Source organism: Micromonospora sp. ATLC20, assembly GCF_057196585.1.
In genome coordinates this window covers 1-15,163 of record NZ_JBXUOV010000138.1, presented here as the reverse complement: position 1 = coordinate 15,163, position 15,163 = coordinate 1, and the positions used below count along the sequence as shown (strand labels likewise).

Sequence of the window (15,163 nt, the reverse complement as noted above, 5' to 3'; positions counted from 1 at the left end):
GGGTGGTGGGCGACGAGCCGGGCCAGCGCGGCGACCGCGCGGCCGGCGGGGGCCAGCGCGGCCTCGGCGGGCAGCGGCGTGTCGACGGTACGTGCAGCGGCGTGTCGGTGCAGCGTCTCGGCCATGACAAGCATCCTGTCGACGCCGCCGCGCCGGCACATGAGCGACGAGACGGTACTGCGCTGAGTACGCGTACCCAGTGCCGACTACGACGAACCCTTGTCACCGGCGCGCGACGTCCCTCTGAAGACGCCCGTGACAGTGCTGCGACCTGCACCGCAACCCGACCGGCCAGGACGGCCGGCGGCGCCCCTCAGGAACATCGGCATGATCCGAGCAGTGTCGGCACCACACCGCACGCGAGACAGGCGTCAGGGTGGGGCGGCCGAACGGTCCGAGGCGTGGGCGCCAACACCTGCACCTTCGGCCTCGGCGGAGTCGGCCGTGGCGGGTCTGGGAGCGGGAGCCGCCGGGCCGCCTCCACCTGCTCCTTGGTTGCCCTCGCCCAGCCGCGTGCCTTGACTTCCTTGGCCAATCGCTTGATGCCGATGTTCGGCTTCTTTGCCTCGATCTTACGGACGACCTCGGCCAGGGAGCGCAATTCGCGGGTGGACATGCCGCACGTGGCTTCCTGATGCGCCCGGGCAGGGGAAGTGGTCACCCTACCGGCCCTGGAGGGCTTCGTCTGAAGTGGAGGACGACCGGTGGACGGGGATACCACTGTTATGGTTCCGCCTGCCTTCGTCCGCGTCGTCGTCCTCGTCGTCGACTGTGACGACACCGCCGAGGGCTGGGGTTTGGTTGTGGCACGGCCGGGCTGCTTGATGGGGCGGGCGGGGTGGGAGCTCAGCGCCTGCCTTATCTGTTTCGCGGAGACGTTCGGCCAACCACTCTGTTGGAGATGACGCGCGATCGTCGCGTCCTTGATCCCGCGCATTCGCGCTTGCAGCTCGCGGGCGGCATCGGCGAGGCGGCGTTGGCTGAGCGCATTCCCGCCACTGGGCCGGGCGGTTGAGGCGCCCCGAAGCGATGGACGGGACCCGGCAACTCGCTCCGACGGCTTGATTCGGTCTAGCCAGGTGTCGGGAGTGCGGTCAATGCGGTCGTCATTCTCCCAGTCGTGCCGGAAGTCGGCGGAGTCACGGCCCTCCGCATTTGCATACCAGTTGGCGATGGTGCGCCTCATGACCAAGGTGCCCTCCGATGTGGTCTCGATTCGATGCCACCCTGAGGCACTGGACAGTATGGTGCCTAGACACTATTCGAAACCACCGATCGCTCCTGGACTGGCGACAAACGGTTCTCTTCCTCAATTGCGCCTACGCTGAGCCATTCCCATTTTGATCATGTTGGTCATGCTCGGCACCTTCCCAGATTCAGACGGGTTCGCGATGCCGCCCGCTGGCAGCCACTATCGCCTCGGCCACCTCGTCGGCACGGGTGCGCCGGCCGATCCAGGTGGCCAGGTTCGACTTCTGCACCGCCCAGGCGACCACGTGCTCTCCCGTCGAGGTCGTGACGGTCAGGCCGCCGTACCCCGGCGCGGCATCGACCACGTCGGTGAGCGCCACGCGCCGCTGCCCGTACGGATTCCGCACGATCAGCTCCGTCCCGGTCAGGATCACCGCGGGGTGCAGGGAGAAGCGCCACCAGGCGGCCAGCGCACCCACGCCCGCGAGCAGGCTCACCGGGACGCTGTCCCACAGGAGCCAGGCGACGGCCATCGACAGAGGAATGAGGGCGAGCACACCGACCCGCCCGAGCGCGGAGACCCGCCACGTCCGAGACATGACCGGGATCGTAGCGATCTTCAGGTATGCCGCGTTGCCCTCGCCAACCACGCTCAGTCACCATGGCGACACTCGTCTGGTGCGTCGTCCCTGGTCCGGTGACACTTCGCCCATGACAGACGGCAAGCGTGAGCGCGCGAACGAGCGCTTCGAGAAGGTGGCCGAGGAGACCTCGGAGACCGTGACCCACGCGGCCACGGTGCTGGAGGAGGAACTCGCGGCGGGGCTGGCCGGCGCGCGCCGACTCGAGGAGAAACTGACCGAGAGCCGGCGCGTGGACCCGGAGGCGTTCGACGAACTCGTCGCCCGGGTCCGCACCGACGGGCACGCCCTGATCGACACCGTGGTCGGGCAGCTGAAGATGGCCGACGACCAGCGCGGCGAGGTGATCCGGCGGTACACGTCGGACGCCCACGACGCGCTGGACACCGTACTCAATCTGGCGCGGCTGGCCCCCGAGGTGGCAAACGGGCTCGCGGACCGGCTGGCGTCGCCGGCCCCGAAGCGGCCGGCGGACCGGTAGCCGCGCGATGGCGCCGACCACCGGGGTGGCCGGCGGGCACGTGGAACGGATGCTGGAGCGCTATCGCGGGCTCGCCCTCGGCGCGCTGCTCGACGACGTGCCCGACGGCGGCCCGCGCTACCTCTACGACCTGGTCGCGGAATACCCCCGGCGCTGGGGCAAGGGGCTGCGCGCCGCGCTGTGCCTTGCCACGTGCCGGGCGTTCGGCGGCGGCGACGCGGTGGGCCTCAACGCCGCCGTGACGGTGGAGCTGTTCCACAACGCCTTCCTCATCCACGACGACATCCAGGACGAGAGCGAGCAGCGGCGCGGCGGGCGGACACTGCACGCCGAGTACGGCGTGGGCGTGGCCCTGAACGTCGGCAACATGACCAACCTGCTGGCGCTGCGGCGGCTGGCCGCGAACCGGGCGGCGCTCGGCTCCGGGATCGCCTGGCGGCTGTTCACCGAGACCGAGCTGATGATGCGCCACTCGCTGGAGGGCCAGGCCATCGAGATCGGCTGGATCCGCGACAACGTGTGCGACCTGGACGCGGACGACTACTACCGGATGTGCCTGAAGAAGACGTCCTGGTACACGTGCATCTACCCGTGCCGCACCGGGATTCTCGTGGCGACCGGCCGGGAGAACGCCGTCGACGTGCTCGACCGCTACGGCTGGTACCTGGGCGCGGCGTTCCAGATCCAGGACGACGCGCTCAACCTCACCGGCGACTACGCCCGGTACGGCAAGGAGATCGCCGGTGACCTGTGGGAGGGCAAACGCACGCTGATCCTGATCGACTTCATGCGGCGGTGCACCCTGGAGGAACGCGAGCGGCTCGTGCGGTTGCTGAGCCGGACCCGGGCGGAGCGCACCGACGCCGAGGTGCGCTGGCTGCACGGGCGGCTGCTCGCGTACGACTGCGTGGAGTCGGCGCGGCGCAGCGCCCGGGATCTCGCGCTGGCCGCCCGGCGTGAGGGTGAGCGGGCGCTGGGCGCCGCCGCCGACACCGAGGACGGCCGTTTCCTGCTGGAGCTGACCGACTACGTGGTGGAACGCGCCCGCTAGGCGCCCAGGATCCCGCGCAGCCAGGCGAGCTGTTCGCGCTGGTGTTCCGCCTCGCCGCCCTCGTGGTCGTTGAACTCGTACACCCGCACGTCCTTGTCGCCGCCGTAGCGGTGGTAGGAGGCGAAGCAGGTCGACGGCGGGCAGACCTGGTCCCGCAGCGCGATCGAGAACAGCGCCGGCGCTGTGGCGCGCGGCGCGAGCACGGCGGCGTCCAGGTAGGACAACGTGCGGAACACCTGGTCGGCGCGGTCGCGGTGCAGCGCGAGGTACTCGACGACCTCGGCGTACGGGCTGTCCGGGCCGGCGACACGCACGCCCCGGCGGATGTCGCACAGGAACGGCACGTCCGGCATGACGGCCACGACGTCCGGGCACAACGCGGCGGCGGCCAGGGCCAGGCCGCCGCCCTGGCTGAAGCCGGTCACCGCCACCCGCGCCGGGTCGACGGCCAGGTGCCGCCGGGCGGCCTCGGCGAAACGCACCGCGTCGGTGATCAGCCGCCGGTAGTAGTGGTCGGCCGGATCGTCGACGCCCCGGGTGAGGAAGCCGGGCACGGTGCCGGCCGGGTAGGGGTGCGGGTCGGGCGTGCCGCCGGTGGCGGCGCTCCAGCCCTGCCCCCGGCTGTCCATGATCAGGTGCGCGAAGCCCGCCGCGGCCCAGAACAGCTTCTCGTGCGGCAGGCCGCGGCCCCGGCCGTAGCCGAGGTACTCGACCACGCAGGGCAGCGGCCCGTCGGCCCCGGCCGGCAGGTGTAGCCATCCGCGTACCGGCTCGCCGCCGAAACCGGGGATCGTGGCGGCGTACGTCCGGATCTGGGTCAGGCCGGTGCCGACCGGCTCGTAGACCGCCGCCTCCGGGTCGCCGCCGCCGTCGAGCGTGCGCGCCCAGAACGCGTCCAGGTCCGCCGGCACGTCCAGCTCCGGCCGGTACGCCAGGCAGCCGGCCAGGTCGAGGTCGGTCAGCGGCATGACGCGGCCTCCCGGACGGCGTCGGCGAACCAGCCGGTGATGGTGCTCGGGTGGGTGATGGCGGTGCCGACCACCACCGTCCACGCGCCCGCCCGCAGCGCCTGCGCGGCCTGCTCCGGGGTGTGGATGCGGCCCTCGGCGACCACCGGGACGTCGACCGCGGCGGCGAGCCGGGCGACCAGGTCCAGGTCCGGCCCGTCGCCCTTCGTGGTGTACGCGGTGTAACCGGCAAGCGTGGTGCCGACCAGATCGGCGCCGCCAGCGGCGGCGGCCACGCCCTCGTCGAACGTGGAGCAGTCCGCCATCACCAGCGCGCCGGTGCGCTCGTGCACGGCGGCGATCGTCTCGGCGAGCGTCCGGCCGTCGGGCCGGGGCCGGGACGTGCCGTCGAGCGCGACGACGTGCGCCCCGGCGTCGGCGACGGCGAGCGCGTGCTCCAGCGTCGGGGTGATGAAGACGTCGTCGTCACCGTCCTTCCAGAGCCCGATCAGCGGCAGGTCCACCGCCGCGCGGATGGCCGCGATGTCCGCCAGTCCCTGCGCGCGGATGCCGGCGGCGCCGCCGCGTGCGGTGGCGAGCGCGACCCGGCGCATGGTGTCCGGGTCGCGCATGGGCTCACCCGGGTACGCCTGGCAGGAGACGACCAGGCGGTCACGGAGCTGGTCGACGAGCGTGTTCATGAGACCTTCCAGGCGAGCGAGGCGGCACCGAGCAGCGGCGCGTCGGGGCCGAGGGCGGAGGCGAGGACCGGCACGCCGGCCAGGGCGGGCAGCGTCTCGGCGGGCACCGCGTCGCGCAGCGCCCGCCACCACGGCTCGCCGAGGCCGGTGACGCCGCCGCCGATCACCACTGCGGCGGGGTCGAGCACGTTTACCAGGCCGCCGACGGCGGAGCCGACGGCCGAGCCGCCGAGCCGGACGACCTCCCGGGCCGTCTCGTCGCCGTCCGCGGCGAGCGCGGCGACGGCCCGCAGGTCGGCCACCGGCCGGCCGGTACGCCGGACGTACTCGGCGGCCAGCGCGGGCCCGGCGGCGATCGCCTCCAGGTGCCCGCGCCCGCCGCACGTGCAGGCAAGCGTTCCGGCGTACGGGGACGGCTGGTGCCCGGCGTGCCCGGCGGCGCTGTGCGCACCGGCGAGCACCGAGTCGCCGAGGACGAACGACGCCCCGACGCCGGTGCCTACGGCGACGTAGAGCACTGTGTCGTACCCGGCCGCGACGCCGTGACGCGCCTCGCCCAGCGCGTGGGCGTGCACGTCGTTGATCACGGTGACCGGCACGCCCAGGCGCCGGCTCAGGTCGCCGCGTAGGTCCGTGCCGGTCCACCCGGTCAGCACGTCGGTGGCGGACAGCACCAGGCCGGAGCCGCTGTCGATCACTCCGGCGCTGCCCACGCCGAGCGCCCGTACGACACCCGGCGCGTCCGCCCGCAGCGTCTCGACCAGGCCGGCGGCGGTGTCGAGCACCGCGGCGGCGCCGGAGCGGCCAGGTGTCGGCGCGGTGCGCCGGCCGACGATCTCTCCCCCGGCGGTGACCAGGGCGGCGGTGGTCTTGGTGCCGCCGATGTCGAGCGCGGCGACCAGACCGGTCGTGCTCACCTCGGGCATGGTCAGAGCAGCCCGGCCAGTTCCAGCTGGGTACGCACGCGGCCCGTCTCGGCGGTGTCCAGCGGCCGCAGCGGCAGCGACACGGCGTTGCCCGCGATGACGCCGAGCAGGGACAGTGCGGTCTTGAACGCGCCCACGCCCCGGGTGGCGCCCGCCGAGGTGGCCGGGTCGGCCGCGTCGACGATGCGGAACAGGCGGGTCAGGCGATCCTGCTCCCGGCGGGCCGCGGCCCAGTCACCGGCCACGCAGGCGCGGTGCAGCCGCACGTACCCGGCCGGGTCCACGTTGCCCAGTCCGGGCACCGAGCCGGAGCCACCCGCGAGCATCATCGCGTCGACCACCACCTCGTGGCCGGTGAGCAGGCTGAAGTCGCGCTCCGGCGCGTGCTCGGCGATCGCCAGCGCGAGCTGGCGGAACGCGACGTCGTCGCCGCTGGAGTCCTTGACGCCCGCCAGCACGCCGTCGGCGGCGAGCCGGGTCAGCAGGTCGACGGAGAGCTTGCTGTGCACGCAGACCGGGATGTCGTACGCCAGCAGGGGAAGCTCGACCGCCGCGGCGACCGCGCGGAAGTGCCGCTCGATCTCGTGCGGGCCGACGATGGCGTAGAACGGCGCGGTCACGACCAGGCCGTCCGCGCCCAGCCGGGTGGACGCCTCGGCGCGCTCCACGACCCGGCGGGTGGTGGGTTCGATACAGCCGGCGATGACCGGCACGGCGCCGCCGGCGGTCTTGACGATGGTCTCCAGGGCCAGGTCCCGCTGCCGGTCGGTGAGGAAGACCGTCTCGCCGGAGCTGCCGAGCGCGAAGATGCCGTCGACGCCGGCGTCGAGCAGCCACTCGACCAGCCGTTCCAGCGAGTGGACGTCGACCTCGCCCTCATCGGTCAGGGGGGTCACGGCCGGCGGCACGACTCCGGCGAACCGCGGGGCTGGGGTGGTCACAGGTTCTCCTCGACAGACTCAGTTGTGGTGCGGCCGGTCGCCGAGGTGGCGAGCGCGACCAGTTCGGTGTTCGCGGTTCCGGCGGGCACCGGGTGGTGGCAGCGGAACTCGTGGCCCTCACCCTCGGCGGGGCGCGGCGCCGGCATGTCCACGGCGCAGCCGTCGGTGGCCGCCCAGCAGCGGGTCCGGAACGGGCAGCCGCTCGGCGGCCGGGTGGCCGACGGGACCGGACCGACGAGCGGAATGGGCTCGATCGGTGAGAGCAGGCCCGGCGTGGCCGAGAACAAGGCCCTGGTGTACGGGTGCCGGCCGCCCTCAGGCAGCAGGGCGGCCGGCGTCTGCTCGACGATGCGGCCCAGGTACATGGTGACGACCCGGTCGCTGACCCGTTTGACGGTCTGGATGTCGTGCGACACCAGCACCATCGCCAGCCCGAGCCGGTCCTTGAGGTCCAGCAGCAGGTTGAGGATCTGGGCCCGTACCGACACGTCGAGCGCGCTCGTCGGCTCGTCGGCGATGACGAGACCCGGTTCCAGGGCCAGCGCACGGGCGATGGACACCCGCTGGCGCTGGCCGCCGGAGAGCTGGCTGGGCAGCACGTCGGCGACCGAGCGGGGCAGGCCCACCAGGGCCATCAGCTCGGTCACCCGCTGCTCGCGCTGCTGCCGGGTGCCCCGGCGGTGCACGTCGAGCGGGTCGCGCAGGATGTCGCGTACCGGCATCCGGCGGTTCAGCGACGTGGCCGGGTCCTGGAAGATCATGCCGACGCCCGCGCCGATGTGCTCGCGCCGCTCGGCGGCGCTCATCGACCACACGTCCTTGCCGGCGAACGACACCGTGCCGGCGGTCGGCCGTTGCAGGCCGACGAGCACCTTGGCCAGCGTGGACTTGCCGCAGCCGGACTCGCCCACGATGCCGACCGTCTCGCCGGCCCGGATCACCAGGTCGGCGCCGGTGAGCGCGTAGACCTTGTCCCGGCTGAACATGCCGCCGCCGCGCGCGGCGTGCACCACGTGCACGTCGCTCAGCTCGGCGATCGGCCGGTGCTCGGCGGTGGCGCTCATCGGGCCGGCTCCTTCTCGCTGACGGTGACGGCGGGGTGGTGGCAGGCGTACCCGTGGCCGTCCGTGCCCTCCAGGGCGGGCGCGGTGTCCCGGCAGATCTCGGTCGCCATCGGGCAGCGGTCGGAGAACCGGCAGCCCTTCGGGAAGTCGGCGGGTGACGGCACCACGCCGCGGATCTGGGTGAGCCGTTCCGCGCCGGTCTCCAGGGACAGGACGGAACCGAGCAGCCCGCGGGCGTAGTGGTGGGCGGGCGCCTCCATCACGTCGGCGGTCACGCCGGTCTCCACGATCTGCCCGCCGTACATCACCACGACCCGGTCGCAGACGTCGCTGACCAGGGCGAGGTCGTGGCTGACCAGGATGAGGGCGAAGCCGAGCCGCTCGCGCAGGTCCAGCAGCAGCTTCATCACCTGGGCCTGCACGGTGACGTCGAGCGCGGTGGTCGGCTCGTCCGCGATGATCAGCTTCGGGTCGCGGGACAGCGCCATGGCGATCACCACGCGCTGCCGCTGCCCGCCGGACAGCTCGTGCGGGTACGCGGCGAGCGTGCGCTGCGGGTCCAGCCCGACCAGCCGCATGAGTTCCTCGGCCGAGCGGGTGCCGCCGCGGCGGATCATCTGGGCGAGCTGGGCGCCGACGCGCAGCGCCGGGTTCAGCGCAGACAGCGCGTCCTGGTAGACCATGGCGATCTCGCGCCCCATCAGGGCACGACGGCCCTTGGCGTTCAGCTTCAGCAGGTTCGTGTCCTGGAAGCGGATCTCGCCACGTACCCGGGCGCCCTGCGGTAGCAGGCCCATCACGGCCAGGACGCTCAGCGACTTGCCCGAGCCGGACTCACCCACCAGGCCGACGACCTCGCCGGGGCGGACGTCGAAGGTGAGCCCGTCGACGATGTCCACGCCGCGGTGGCGGCCCTCGAAGCCGATGGACAGGTCGCTGACCTGAAGGACCGGCTTGCCCTGCGGCAGCGGGCGGGCGCGCTCGCGCAGCCGCTGCGCCGCCTCGGCGAGACCGGGCAGCTCGACCACCTCGCCGGTGCCGGGCTTCGCCTGCTCCAGCGCGTCGCCGCTGGTGGTGGACGTGGCACGGCGCGCCGCCGGGGCGGCCCACGCGTCGGACATGCCCTCGGAGAGCACGTTGAGCGCCAGCACGGTGAGCAGGATCAGCAGACCGGGGAAGAACGTGGCCCACCAGCCGCCGATCTGCACCATCTCCTTGCCGAACGCGATCACCGAACCCCACGAGGAGGCCGCCTCCTGCGGGGCGAGGCCGCCGCCGATGAAGGACAGCGACGCCTCGAAGACGATCGCGTCGGCCACCATGACGGTGACGAAGACGAGGATCGGGGCGGCGCAGTTGCGCAGGACGTGCCGCCAGAGGATGTGCGGCCGCCGGGCGCCGATGATGCGCTCGGCGGCCACGTAGTCCTCGCCGTACTGGGACAGCACGTTGGCGCGGACGATGCGCGCGACCGACGGGGTGAACACGAAGCCGATCGCGATCACGAGGACCAGCAGGCTGTTCTTGCCGAACGAGATGATCAGCAGCGCGGAGAGCACGATCGCCGGGAACGCCATGACCACGTCGAGGCAGCGCATGATGACCTCGTCGACGGCGGTCCGGCTGCTTCCGGCGATCGCGCCGAGGATCGCGCCGAGCACCAGCGCGATACCGGCCGCACCGAAGCCGACGATCAGGGAGCGCCGGGTGCCGGCGACCAGCCGGGAGAACACGTCCCGGCCGAGCTTGTCCAGGCCGAACCAGAAGTCGCCGTTCGGGCCGGTCAGCGCCGGCCCGAGCCCGGTCTGGGTGGGGTCGTGGCGCAGCAGCAGCGGGGCGAGCACGCCGACCACGACGATGAGCGCGACGAAGCCGAGCGCGAACCGGGCCGCGAGACCGAGCCGGGCGAAGGCCATGCCGGGGCGGGACAGCCGCGTGGTGAGGGACCGGCGCATCAGTGGCCTCCGCGCAGTCGGGGGTTGGCGAAGAGGTAGAGGATGTCGACGACCAGGTTCACCAGCACGAAGCCGAGCGCGATGGTCAGCACGGTGCCCTGGGCCAGCGCGGTGTCGTTCTGCTGGACGGCGCTCATGATCTGGGTGCCCATGCCGGGCAGCGAGAAGATCGCCTCGATGACGACGGTGCCGCCGATGAGGTAGCCGATCCGCAGGCCGAGCGCGGTGAGCGGGTTGACCAGCGCGTTGCGGAGCACGTTGCGGCCGACCACCACGCGCGGCGGCAGTCCGGCGCCGATCGCCGTGCGGACGTAGTCCTTGTCGAGTTCCTCGACCATGGACGTCCGGACGATGCGCGCCAGCGAGCAGCCGACCGGTACGGCCAACGCCAGCGCGGGCATGGCCAGCGACTGCAACCACAGACCGACCGAGTCGGCGGGGTTGACGTAGCCGCCGGTCGGGAAGATCGGGCGGCGGACCGAGAACTCCTGGATGAACAGCAGGGCCAGCCAGAACGAGGGCGTGGCGATGCCGGCCATGGAGACGATCCGGATGACCTGGTCGGGCCAGCGGTCCCGGTACAGGGCGGCCGGGATGCCGAGCGCCAGCGCGATGACCAGCGCGCCGACGACGCCGAGCGCGGTGAGCTGGATGGTCAGCGGCAGCGCCATGGCGATCTTCTCGGCGACCGGGACCGACGGCGGGAACGTCATGCCGAGGTCGCCGCGGACGAGGTCGCCGAGGAAGTGCAGGTAGCGCAGCGGCAGCGGGTCGTTCAGGCCGTTGGCGGCGCGGAACGCCTCGACCTGCGCCGGCGTGGCCTGGTCACCGAGGACTGACAACGCCGGGTCGATCGGGGAGAACTGCATGATCACGAAGACGAAGAGCGTGATGCCCAGCACCAGGGGGATCAGCGTCAGGAATCGTCGTGCGACCAGGTTCAGGACGGTCAGCATGGATTCTCTTTCTCGTGGCGGGGCGCCGGGACGCCCCGCCCGGCCGCACGGGTCATGTGGGCCGGGCGGGACGCCTGCGGGGCCGGAACCCCGAGCGTGGGCTCAGCCGGTCCGGCCGGTGCCCAGGAAGTACAGGCCGGTGGTGGAGGCGCCGGAGAAGCCGTCCACCTTGGCCGGGTCGTACGCGGTGACGACCTTGGTGTGCAGGATCGGGTACAGCGGCACCTGGTCCGCCGCCATGTCCAGGGCCTGCTTCCACAGCGCCTTGCGGGCCGTCTCGTCGGAGGTCTGCGCGGCCTTGTCCAGCAGGTCGCCCATGGCCTTGCGGTCGGCGTCGCTCCAGCGGTAGCGCTGGCCCGGCCAGGTCTCGCCGAAGTAGTACCAGCGCATCAGCAGGTCGGTGTCGACGCCGAAGACGCTCGGGTCACCGGTGGCCATGAGCACCCGGAAGGTGTCCTTGGGGACGATGTCGCCGTAGATGGCCGAGGACGGCACGGTGTTGAGCGTGGCGTTGACGCCGATCTTCTTCCACTGCTCGATGACCAGCGGGGCGACGTCCTTGACCACCGAACTGTCGGTGGTGTCGAGCCGGAACGACAGGTTGGTGACGCCGGCCTCCTGGAGCAGGGCCTTGGCCTTGTCCGGGTTGTAGTCGTAGACGGTGGCGGCCTTCTGGTAGGCCTTGTTGCCCTCGTCGAGGTAGCTGGTCGCCGGGCTGCCGTAGCCGTTGAGCGCGGTCTTGATGACCGCGTCCTTGTCGATGGCGTAGTGCAGGGCCTGGCGCACCCGCTTGTCGCTGAACGGCGCGGCGGCGTTGTTGAACATGAGGAAGACCTGGTTGAAGGCCTGCTTCACGTCGATCGTGTACTTGTCCTTGAGCGAGTCCACGTTCAGGTACGGCACGGCCTCGATGGCCTGCACCCGGCCGCCCTGCAGGTCCGACACGCGGGCCGACGCCTCGGTGGTGGTGTTCCACGTCATCGTCTCGACCTTGGCGGCGCGCGGGCCGTTGTAGTTCGCGTTCTTGCTCAGCTTGATGCCGGATTCCTTTGACGCGCTGTCCACCTTGAACGGGCCGGAGCCGATCGGGGCGGTGTCGAACGCCTTGGCCGCGGCCGCGTCACCGGTCTTCGCCTTGGGGACGATCTTGATGACCGAGATCCGCTCGCTGAACAGCGCGAACGGGTACTTCAGCGTGAACTCGACGGTCGTCGCGTCCTTGGCGGTGACGGTGTCCAGGAACGACACGAAGCCCTGCATCAGCGGCGGCGCCTTCGGGTCCGCGGGCTTGAGCACGCGGGTGAAGGACCAGGCAACGTCCTCGGCGGTGACCGGGGTGCCGTCGGAGAACTTCGCCCCGTCACGCAGCGCGACGGTGTAGGTCCGGCCGTCGGCCCCGGGGGTCGGGTCGCTCTTGGCCAGGGCGTTGTAGGGTTCCCGCGTGATCGGGTCGAGGTCGACGAGGCCCTCGAAGACGTGCTGGTTGACCGCTGTCGCCACGGCCGAGGAGGCGTTGCTGGGATCGAAACCGCTGGAGAGCGTGAAGGCCAGCGTGGCCTCGATGGACGTGCCCCCCTTTCCGTCGCCCACGGCGTTGGTCGAGGCGGGACCGCCACTGCAGGCCGCCAGCGCGACCGCGAGGCCGCCCGCGAGGGAGGCGACGGTCAGGGAGCGGACGCGGCCGCGCAGTGCGCGCCGGCTCCTCGACGGCTTACCGGTGGTGCTCACGTAGCTGCCTCCATAGGCTCTTCATGCGCTCGCGTGACCGCTCGCGCTCGGGGATGTGAAGCATAAGGTGTATGACGTCTGACGTCTGATGCCGGTAGGGTGAGGGTGTCAGATTCGGGAACGAAGGGCAAGGGGCAGATGACGACCATTGACGCCAGTCCGCTACGCGGCGCCGAGCGGCCGAGCCCTCGCCGGCAGGAGGTCGCCACCAGGATCAAGGAGTACATCCTGCGCAACCGCCTCAAGCCGGGGAACCTCCTGCCCACCGAGACGGAGCTGTGCGAGGCTGTCGGCGCCAGCCGCTCCAGCGTCCGCGAAGCAGTGAAGATCCTCTCCGCGCTCGACATCGTCGAGGTACGCCACGGCCACGGCACGTTCGTCGGCCGCATGTCCCTCAACGCCCTGGTGGAGAGCCTGACGTTCCGGGGCCTGCTCAGCGGTGAGGACGACCACCGCGTCCTGGCCCAGGTCGTCGACGTCCGACAGACGCTGGAGCAGGGCCTGGCCACCACCGTCATCGACGCCCTGGACGAGCAGCACCGCTCGGAGCTGTCCGCGCTCGCCGACGAGATGCACAGCCGCGCCGCCCGCGGCGAGGACTTCCTCGACGTCGACCGCGCGTTCCACCTGAAGCTGATGGAGCCGCTCGGCAACGACCTGCTGGTCCAGCTCACCGAGGCGTTCTGGCAGGTGCAGGCAATCGTCGCGCCCACGCTGCAGACCGAGCCGGAGGACCGGGTCATCACCGCCCAGCGGCACCAGGCGATCGTCGCCGCCCTCACCGCCGCCGACGCGGCGGCGCTGCGCTCGGCCGTCGCCGAGCACTACGCGCCCATCCGGGCGAGCATCGCCCGCGCCGCACAGACCTGATCCGCCGTACGCCGGGACCTGTCGTTCGAGCCTGATCGAAGGTCTCTGTCCCGGCGCACGCCCCGCACCGAAGCTGTCTTCTGACGGGCGCACCGGGCGCCCCGGGCGGCCGAGGGGCATGTCATGGCGATGGAGTCGCGTCGCGCGCGGTCATTGTGGTACGCCGTCGCGGTCCCCGCCGCCCTCGCGGCGGCGGTGGCCGGGGCGCTGGGCGCCCGCCCGGACATCGCGCCGCCGTCCACGGGTCACGGGCTGCCCGCGGCGAGCACGGCCGCCGTGCCGGTCCCGCCCACCTCCGGTACGCCCGCCGAGGTGCGGTACGCCGCCACGCAGGTGCTCATCCGCGACTGCATGCAGCGGCGCGGGTTCCGCTACTGGCCGGTGCCCCGGCAGCCGGTGCCCGAGCTGCGCGAGTTCCCGTACGTCCTCGACGACGTCTCCTACGCCCGCCGGTACGGATACGGCGGCGCCCTGGAACGCCGGCTCCAGGAGGCGATTGCGGCCGACCCGAACGCGCGGTACGTCCGGGACCTGCCCCCGGAGCGCGGCACCGCCGCCGTACGCGCGGTGAACGGCGACCCCGGCGAGCCCGACGCCCTGCGCGCGACGCTGCCGGCCGGCGGCGTGCTGCGCCGCAGCAGTCACAGCTGCACCTCCGAGGCGGAGCGGCAGCTCTATCGCGACCTGCCCGCCTGGTACCGCGTCACCAGGATCACCGACAACCTGGCCGGACTGCGCGTCGGCCGGGTGCTCGCCGACCCCCGCTACGCCGACGGTGTGACCGCGTGGCGGCGGTGCATGCGCGCCGCCGGGCACGACGTCGCCGACCCGGCGTCGGCCCGCGCGTCGGTGCCCGAGCCGGCGTCCGGCGCCGCGTCACCCGGTGAGATCGGGCTGGCGGAGGCGGAGGCGACCTGCGCGACCCGGACCGGGTTCGGCCGGCTCGCCCGGCGGCTCGACGCCGAGCACCGGGGCGCCCTCGACAGGCGGTTCCACACCGAGGTCGCCGAACGGCTCCGCCTGGAGGCCGACGCGCTGCCGCGGGCACGCGCCGTGCTGGCCGCCGGCTGACCCACCCCCACGACGTCCGTGGCGGCCCGCCACGGAAGGACCCGACCGGAGGGAAACACCATGAGAGCACTACGGTCCGTGCTGGCCACAGTGGCCGCAGCGGCAGCCGCGCTGGCCTTCACCGCCACCGCCGCCCAGGCCGCACCCCGGCCGACCCCGCACGCGGACGCGACGCAGCGTGCCGCCGCGGGCAGCGGTTACCTGTACGTCAGCCAGGACGCCAACTGGGCCGGCCGGTGGTGCTGGTGGTACAACGCCGACAACAACTGGGACACGATCAACACGGCGGAGAACGCCAACTGCGACTACAACAACCGGGCCAGCATGCGCAACCTGGCGTCCTCGGCCTGGAACGACTCGAACGGCGGCCGGCCGGTCGCCCTCTACATCCACCCCGACTACACCGGCGCGTACGCCTGTCTCGGCGCCGGCGAGGTGTGGGACAACCTCACCCAGCACACCTTCAACTGGGGCTCCACGCGGGGCGGCTACGGGGAGACCACGAACGACAACATCGCCTCCCACCGGTGGCGTACGAGCTGCAGCGCGGGCTGAGCCGGGACAGGGCGGGGCGGGGCGCGGGGGGGGGGCGCCCCGCCCCCCCCCCCCCCCCCCCCACAAAGCAAACTTTCTCTCAGAA

The 15,163-nt window shown here is 72.4% G+C and carries 14 protein-coding genes; 5 read left to right on the top strand and 9 right to left on the bottom strand.

Annotated features, from left to right (window positions below; translation table 11 throughout):
• Positions 1–1,376: 1,376 nt before the first annotated feature.
• Positions 1,377–1,790 carry a hypothetical protein gene (locus tag AC2CHG_RS23350; RefSeq protein ID WP_484525578.1) on the bottom strand — a complete coding sequence of 138 codons (414 nt, stop codon included), beginning with the start codon at positions 1,788–1,790 and terminating at the stop codon, positions 1,377–1,379.
• Between the two features lie 112 nt (positions 1,791–1,902).
• Between AC2CHG_RS23350 and AC2CHG_RS23345 the strand changes: the two genes are divergently transcribed.
• The gene (locus AC2CHG_RS23345) at positions 1,903–2,313 is read left to right on the top strand and encodes a hypothetical protein (RefSeq protein WP_355514335.1); all 411 of its coding nucleotides are present in this window, start codon (positions 1,903–1,905) and stop codon (positions 2,311–2,313) included.
• 7 nt (positions 2,314–2,320) lie between these two features.
• Complete coding sequence (locus tag AC2CHG_RS23340) at positions 2,321–3,364, top strand: polyprenyl synthetase family protein (RefSeq protein WP_484525577.1); 1,044 nt, start codon at positions 2,321–2,323, stop codon at positions 3,362–3,364.
• On the opposite strand, the gene AC2CHG_RS23335 is transcribed toward AC2CHG_RS23340, so the two are convergent.
• The 8 genes from AC2CHG_RS23335 to AC2CHG_RS23300 all read right to left on the bottom strand — a co-directional run bounded on the left by AC2CHG_RS23335 (position 3,361) and on the right by AC2CHG_RS23300 (position 12,582).
• Complete coding sequence (locus AC2CHG_RS23335) at positions 3,361–4,332, bottom strand: acetylxylan esterase (RefSeq protein WP_484525576.1); 972 nt, start codon at positions 4,330–4,332, stop codon at positions 3,361–3,363. The two genes, AC2CHG_RS23340 and AC2CHG_RS23335, sit on opposite strands and share 4 nt — an antisense overlap.
• Positions 4,323–5,012 carry an N-acetylmannosamine-6-phosphate 2-epimerase gene (locus tag AC2CHG_RS23330; protein ID WP_484525575.1) on the bottom strand — a complete coding sequence of 230 codons (690 nt, stop codon included), beginning with the start codon at positions 5,010–5,012 and terminating at the stop codon, positions 4,323–4,325. The genes AC2CHG_RS23335 and AC2CHG_RS23330 overlap by 10 nt, the downstream gene beginning before the upstream one ends.
• The gene (locus tag AC2CHG_RS23325; protein ID WP_484525574.1) at positions 5,009–5,938 is read right to left on the bottom strand and encodes an ROK family protein; all 930 of its coding nucleotides are present in this window, start codon (positions 5,936–5,938) and stop codon (positions 5,009–5,011) included. The genes AC2CHG_RS23330 and AC2CHG_RS23325 overlap by 4 nt, the downstream gene beginning before the upstream one ends.
• Positions 5,939–5,940: 2 nt before the next feature.
• Complete coding sequence (locus tag AC2CHG_RS23320; protein ID WP_355514321.1) at positions 5,941–6,879, bottom strand: dihydrodipicolinate synthase family protein; 939 nt, start codon at positions 6,877–6,879, stop codon at positions 5,941–5,943.
• Complete coding sequence (locus AC2CHG_RS23315) at positions 6,876–7,943, bottom strand: oligopeptide/dipeptide ABC transporter ATP-binding protein (protein ID WP_484525573.1); 1,068 nt, start codon at positions 7,941–7,943, stop codon at positions 6,876–6,878. The genes AC2CHG_RS23320 and AC2CHG_RS23315 overlap by 4 nt, the downstream gene beginning before the upstream one ends.
• The gene (locus AC2CHG_RS23310; protein ID WP_484525572.1) at positions 7,940–9,898 is read right to left on the bottom strand and encodes a dipeptide/oligopeptide/nickel ABC transporter permease/ATP-binding protein; all 1,959 of its coding nucleotides are present in this window, start codon (positions 9,896–9,898) and stop codon (positions 7,940–7,942) included. Before AC2CHG_RS23310 ends, AC2CHG_RS23315 begins: the two co-directional genes overlap by 4 nt.
• Positions 9,898–10,854 carry an ABC transporter permease gene (locus AC2CHG_RS23305; protein ID WP_262014530.1) on the bottom strand — a complete coding sequence of 319 codons (957 nt, stop codon included), beginning with the start codon at positions 10,852–10,854 and terminating at the stop codon, positions 9,898–9,900. The genes AC2CHG_RS23310 and AC2CHG_RS23305 overlap by 1 nt, the downstream gene beginning before the upstream one ends.
• A gap of 102 nt (positions 10,855–10,956) precedes the next feature.
• Complete coding sequence (locus AC2CHG_RS23300) at positions 10,957–12,582, bottom strand: ABC transporter substrate-binding protein (protein ID WP_484525571.1); 1,626 nt, start codon at positions 12,580–12,582, stop codon at positions 10,957–10,959.
• A 138-nt stretch (positions 12,583–12,720) separates the two neighbouring features.
• Between AC2CHG_RS23300 and AC2CHG_RS23295 the strand changes: the two genes are divergently transcribed.
• The 3 genes from AC2CHG_RS23295 (at position 12,721) to AC2CHG_RS23285 (ending at position 15,078) form a co-directional block, all read left to right on the top strand.
• Positions 12,721–13,452 carry a FadR/GntR family transcriptional regulator gene (locus tag AC2CHG_RS23295; protein ID WP_262014532.1) on the top strand — a complete coding sequence of 244 codons (732 nt, stop codon included), beginning with the start codon at positions 12,721–12,723 and terminating at the stop codon, positions 13,450–13,452.
• Between the two features lie 123 nt (positions 13,453–13,575).
• The gene (locus AC2CHG_RS23290) at positions 13,576–14,523 is read left to right on the top strand and encodes a hypothetical protein (protein ID WP_484525570.1); all 948 of its coding nucleotides are present in this window, start codon (positions 13,576–13,578) and stop codon (positions 14,521–14,523) included.
• Positions 14,524–14,583: 60 nt separating this feature from the next.
• Complete coding sequence (locus AC2CHG_RS23285) at positions 14,584–15,078, top strand: hypothetical protein (protein ID WP_262014534.1); 495 nt, start codon at positions 14,584–14,586, stop codon at positions 15,076–15,078.
• Positions 15,079–15,163: the final 85 nt, after the last annotated feature.

Bases quoted from the DNA above. Each gene is read 5' to 3' on its own strand.
- AC2CHG_RS23350 (WP_484525578.1), bottom strand. From the start codon at position 1,790: ATGTCTCGGACGTGGCGGGTCTCCGCGCTCGGGCGGGTCGGTGTGCTC.
- AC2CHG_RS23305 (WP_262014530.1), bottom strand. From the start codon at position 10,854: ATGCTGACCGTCCTGAACCTGGTCGCACGACGATTCCTGACGCTGATC.
- AC2CHG_RS23310 (WP_484525572.1), bottom strand. From the start codon at position 9,898: ATGCGCCGGTCCCTCACCACGCGGCTGTCCCGCCCCGGCATGGCCTTC.
- AC2CHG_RS23285 (WP_262014534.1), top strand. From the start codon at position 14,584: ATGAGAGCACTACGGTCCGTGCTGGCCACAGTGGCCGCAGCGGCAGCC.
- AC2CHG_RS23330 (WP_484525575.1), bottom strand. From the start codon at position 5,012: ATGAACACGCTCGTCGACCAGCTCCGTGACCGCCTGGTCGTCTCCTGC.
- AC2CHG_RS23340 (WP_484525577.1), top strand. From the start codon at position 2,321: ATGGCGCCGACCACCGGGGTGGCCGGCGGGCACGTGGAACGGATGCTG.
- AC2CHG_RS23345 (WP_355514335.1), top strand. From the start codon at position 1,903: ATGACAGACGGCAAGCGTGAGCGCGCGAACGAGCGCTTCGAGAAGGTG.
- AC2CHG_RS23290 (WP_484525570.1), top strand. From the start codon at position 13,576: ATGGCGATGGAGTCGCGTCGCGCGCGGTCATTGTGGTACGCCGTCGCG.
- AC2CHG_RS23295 (WP_262014532.1), top strand. From the start codon at position 12,721: ATGACGACCATTGACGCCAGTCCGCTACGCGGCGCCGAGCGGCCGAGC.
- AC2CHG_RS23335 (WP_484525576.1), bottom strand. From the start codon at position 4,332: ATGCCGCTGACCGACCTCGACCTGGCCGGCTGCCTGGCGTACCGGCCG.
- AC2CHG_RS23315 (WP_484525573.1), bottom strand. From the start codon at position 7,943: ATGAGCGCCACCGCCGAGCACCGGCCGATCGCCGAGCTGAGCGACGTG.
- AC2CHG_RS23325 (WP_484525574.1), bottom strand. From the start codon at position 5,938: ATGCCCGAGGTGAGCACGACCGGTCTGGTCGCCGCGCTCGACATCGGC.